The sequence below is a fragment of the Kocuria himachalensis genome (assembly GCF_054784195.1).
Map to the genome: position 1 here is coordinate 1 of NZ_BAAGPL010000025.1, position 4,166 is coordinate 4,166.

The window sequence follows — 4,166 nt, forward strand, 5'->3', positions numbered from 1 at the left end:
GGCGGCCCGGGCGGCCGACAGACCGGCCAGGGACGCCCCGACAATGACGAGGGACTCCATGAAGGACCCCTTTCGAAAGACTGACAACGGATGACTGACATCCAGGGCCGACGGGCCCTGGAACCGGCTCGCATGAGATGCAACACGATTCGTAATGTGAGAATCAGAGTGATCGCCATCACGAAGCCAGTCAAGGGGTTCCGGCAATGCGACGCGAGAAATTTACAAATGATCGCGCTGTGAGCCCGATCACGAATCAGTGGCCTCCCATCTCTTGACAGCACCCATCCCCAGTCCTCACGCTTGTTGCACATTGCAACGCTTGTTGCTCATGGTGAGCCAGTTGGGCCAGGCGGAGACGCTTGGTGCGACAGGCCCGTCCTCCTCAGGAAAGGATCCGCTCCGATGCACAAGGCCTGTCCCCTCAAGGACCTCGCACCCGGCGACGCCCTGCGCCTCGACACCGTCCCCCCCATCGCCGTGTTCCACACGGAGGAGGGCGAGCTGTTCGCCATCGACGACACCTGCACCCACCAGGATGCGTCGCTCGCCGACGGCTGGGTGGAAGGCTGCGAGGTCGAGTGCCCGCTGCACGCGTCGAAGTTCGACCTCCGCACCGGCAAGGTGGACGCGCCGCCGGCCAAGCTGCCGGTCCGGACCCACCAGGTGACCGTCGTGGACGGCGACATCATGGTCGAGGAGTCGGCCGAAGCGCCGAACCTGCCCCCCGGGCTCACCGCCCACGGACACGAGTCCCAGTCCGGCTGAACCCGGCCGACCCCCGCACGACACCCGCAGGTCAGGAGAACCGCCCCATGAGCACCACCCCTCGCGTCGTCATCATCGGAGCCGGCATCGTCGGCACGAATCTTGCCGACGAGCTGGTCCAGCGCGGCTGGACCGACGTCACCGTCCTCGAGCAGGGCCCGCTGCCCCTTCCCGGGGGCTCGACGTCCCACGCCCCCGGACTCGTCTACCAGACGAACCCGTCACGGACGATGACCCACCTCGCGCGGTACACCGTGGAGAAGCTCGTGTCCCTGGGCTGCTTCAACCAGGTCGGCGGCCTCGAGGTGGCCACCACCCCGGAGCGGCTGGAGGAGCTCAAGCGCAAGGTGGGCTACGCGACGTCGTGGGGCATCGAGGGTCGGCTGCTCACGCCCGAGGAGGTGCTGCAGCAGCACCCCCTGGTCAACCCCGAGATGGTCCTGGGCGGCTACCACGTGCCCACGGACGGGCTCGCCCTGGCGGCCAAGGCGGTGCAGGTGCTCATCGACCGCACCACCCGCGCCGGCGTGACCTACTGCGCGGAGACGACCGTCACCGGCATCGAGCGGTCGAACGGCCGCGTGACCGGCGTGACCACGTCCGACGGAACCGTGCCGGCGGACATCGTCGTCTCCTGCGCCGGATTCTGGGGGCCCGCGATCGGCGAGATGGCCGGCATGCCGTGCCCCATCCTGCCGCTGGCCCACCAGTACGTCTTCACCTCCGCGGTCCCGGAGCTCGTGGGCAAGCACGACGCCCCGAACGGCGCGACCCTGCCGATCCTCCGGCACCAGGACGCGGACCTCTACTACCGAGAGTGGGGGGACCGGATCGGCATCGGCTCCTACGCCCACCGCCCGATGCCAGTGGACCTCGCCGACCTGCCGCACTACGCGCCCCGCGACATCGCCCACGACCGGATGCCCTCGCGCCTGGACTTCACGCCCGAGGACTTCACCGAGCAGTGGGCTGAGAGCCAGCGCTTCCTCCCCAGCCTGCGCGGCAGCGAGGTGGCCGAGGGCTTCAACGGGATCTTCTCCTTCACCCCGGACGGGGGCCCGCTCATCGGTGAGTCCCCGGACCTCGCCGGGTTCTGGGTGGCCGAGGCGGTGTGGGTCACCCACTCCTCGGGCGTGGCCAAGGCCATGGCCGAGCTGCTGGTGGACGGCGTCCCGGAGACGGACCTGCACGGCTGCGAGGCCACCCGCTTCGACGACGTGCAACTCTCCCCGGAGTACGTCGAGGAGACGGGCAAGCAGAACTTCGTGGAGATCTACGACGTCCTCCACCCCCTCCAGCCCCGGGAGTCGCCGCGCAACCTGCGGGTCAGCCCGTTCTACCCCCGGGAGCTGGAGCTCGGCGCGTTCTTCCTGGAGAGCCACGGGTGGGAGCGCCCGCACTGGTACGAGTTCAACGCCGCGCTCCTGGACCAGCTGCCCGGGCAGTGGCGCGAGCCGGAGCGGGAGCCGTGGGCGGCCCGGTACCACTCGCCGATCGCGGCGGTCGAGGCGTGGAAGACCCGCACCGCCGTGGCGATGTACGACATGACCCCGCTCAAGCGCGTGACGGTCGAGGGACCGGGGGCCGCCGCTCTGCTGCAGCGGCTCACCACCGGCAACATCCTGCGCAAGCCGGGTGCCGTGACGTACTGCCTCCTGCTGGACGAGAAGGCCGGGATCCGCAGCGACATCACGGTGGCCCGGCTCAGCGAGAACCTGTTCCAGGCCGGCATCAACAGCAGCGTCGACGTGGCGTACCTGTCCGCCGAGGCGACCCGGCAGAGCGCCGAGGACCCCTCGGCCTGGGCCCTGGTCCGGGACACCACCGCCGAGACGTGCTGCATCGGGCTGTGGGGGCCGAAGGCCCGGGAGGTCATGGCGAAGGTGTCCCATGACGACCTGTCCAACGACGGCCTGAAGTACTTCCGCACCAAGCAGATCCGGGTGGGCGGCCTGCGAGTCACCGCGATGCGCCTCTCCTACGTGGGCGAGCTCGGCTGGGAGCTGTACACGACCGCCGACCAGGGGTTGCGGCTGTGGGACCTGCTGCACGAGGCCGGCCAGGAGTTCGGCATCGTCCCCGCGGGGCGCGCCGCCTTCAACAGCCTGCGCGTGGAGAAGGGCTACCGCTCCTGGGGCACCGACATGACCACCGAGCACACCGCCCTGGAGGCAGGACTGGACTTCGCCGTCAAGAAGGACAAGGGCGACTTCGTGGGTTCGGAAGCCGTGGCCGCTGATGGTCAGGTACGGCGCCGGCTGCGTTGCCTGACCGTCGACGACGGCCGTTCCGTGGTCCTGGGCAAGGAGCCCGTGTACGTGGACGGCGCCGCCGCCGGCTACGTCACCAGCGCCGTCTTCGGCCACACCGTGGGTCGGCCGGTCGCCTACGCCTGGCTCCCGCCGGAGGTCTCCGAGGGGGACGGCGTGGAGATCGAGTACCTCGGCGAGCGCGTTGCCGCCACGGTCAGCGCCGAGCCGCTCGTGGACCCCGGCATGGAGCGCATCCGCGGGTGAGTTCCCGGCGGGGCGCGGCCGGGACGCACGTCGCTCCGGCTGCTCCTCCGCGTCCTCTCCAGGGGACACCCGGTGCCGGGGTCCCCGCAGCACAACTTCTGTGATCGAGCACCGTTCCCGGTGCCGACGACGACGAAAGGCAGTTCCAGCATGCACAAGGTCAAAGGCGTGGTGTCGAAGGGCAAGAACCAGCCGGTCAGCGTGGAGACCATCCTGGTGCCGGACCCGGGACCGGGGGAGGCGCTCGTGGACGTGCTCACCTGCGGGGTGTGCCAGACCGACCACCACTACGTCCAGGGCGGGGTCGGCGACGACTACCCGTTCCTGCTGGGCCACGAGTCCTCGGGCGTGGTGTCCGCGGTCGGGGAAGGGGTCACCGAGGTGGCCGTGGGCGACCACGTGATCCTCAACTGGCGGGCGGTGTGCGGGCAGTGCCGGGCCTGCCGCAGGGGCGAGCCCTGGTACTGCTTCGCCACCCACAACGCCACCCAGAAGATGACGCTCGAGGACGGCACCCCGCTGACCCCGGCCCTGGGCATCGGCTCGTTCGCCGAGAAGACCCTCGTGGCCGCCGGGCAGTGCACCAAGATCGAGGCCGAGCTCGAGGACCACCAGTACGCCGCGGTGGGCCTGCTCGGCTGCGGGGTGATGGCCGGCATCGGCGCCGTCCTCAACACCGGCGCCGTGCAGCGCGGGGAGTCCGTGGCCGTCATCGGCTGCGGCGGGGTCGGGGCGGCGGCGATCGCCGGCGCGGCACTGGCCGGGGCGACCACGATCATCGCGGTGGACCTCGACGACGAGAAGCTGGCCACCGCGCAGAAGTTCGGCGCCACCCACACGGTCAACTCCCAGGAGCAGGACCCCGTGGCGGCGATCCGGGCG

At 70.3% G+C, this 4,166-nt stretch carries 3 protein-coding genes; all 3 read left to right on the forward strand.

Annotation, left to right across the window (positions count from 1 at the left end):
• Window positions 1–405 precede the first annotated feature (405 nt).
• Window positions 406–768: a bifunctional 3-phenylpropionate/cinnamic acid dioxygenase ferredoxin subunit gene (locus ACYVM4_RS17525; RefSeq protein WP_368823664.1), complete on the forward strand. Its 363-nt coding sequence runs from the start codon at window positions 406–408 to the stop codon at window positions 766–768.
• 47 nt (window positions 769–815) lie between these two features.
• On the forward strand, window positions 816–3,284 hold the full coding sequence (locus ACYVM4_RS17530) for a GcvT family protein (RefSeq protein ID WP_460669360.1): 2,469 nt from the start codon (window positions 816–818) through the stop codon (window positions 3,282–3,284).
• A 150-nt stretch (window positions 3,285–3,434) separates the two neighbouring features.
• On the forward strand, window positions 3,435–4,166 hold a 732-nt coding region (locus ACYVM4_RS17535; RefSeq protein ID WP_460669361.1), incomplete at its 3' end, for an alcohol dehydrogenase catalytic domain-containing protein.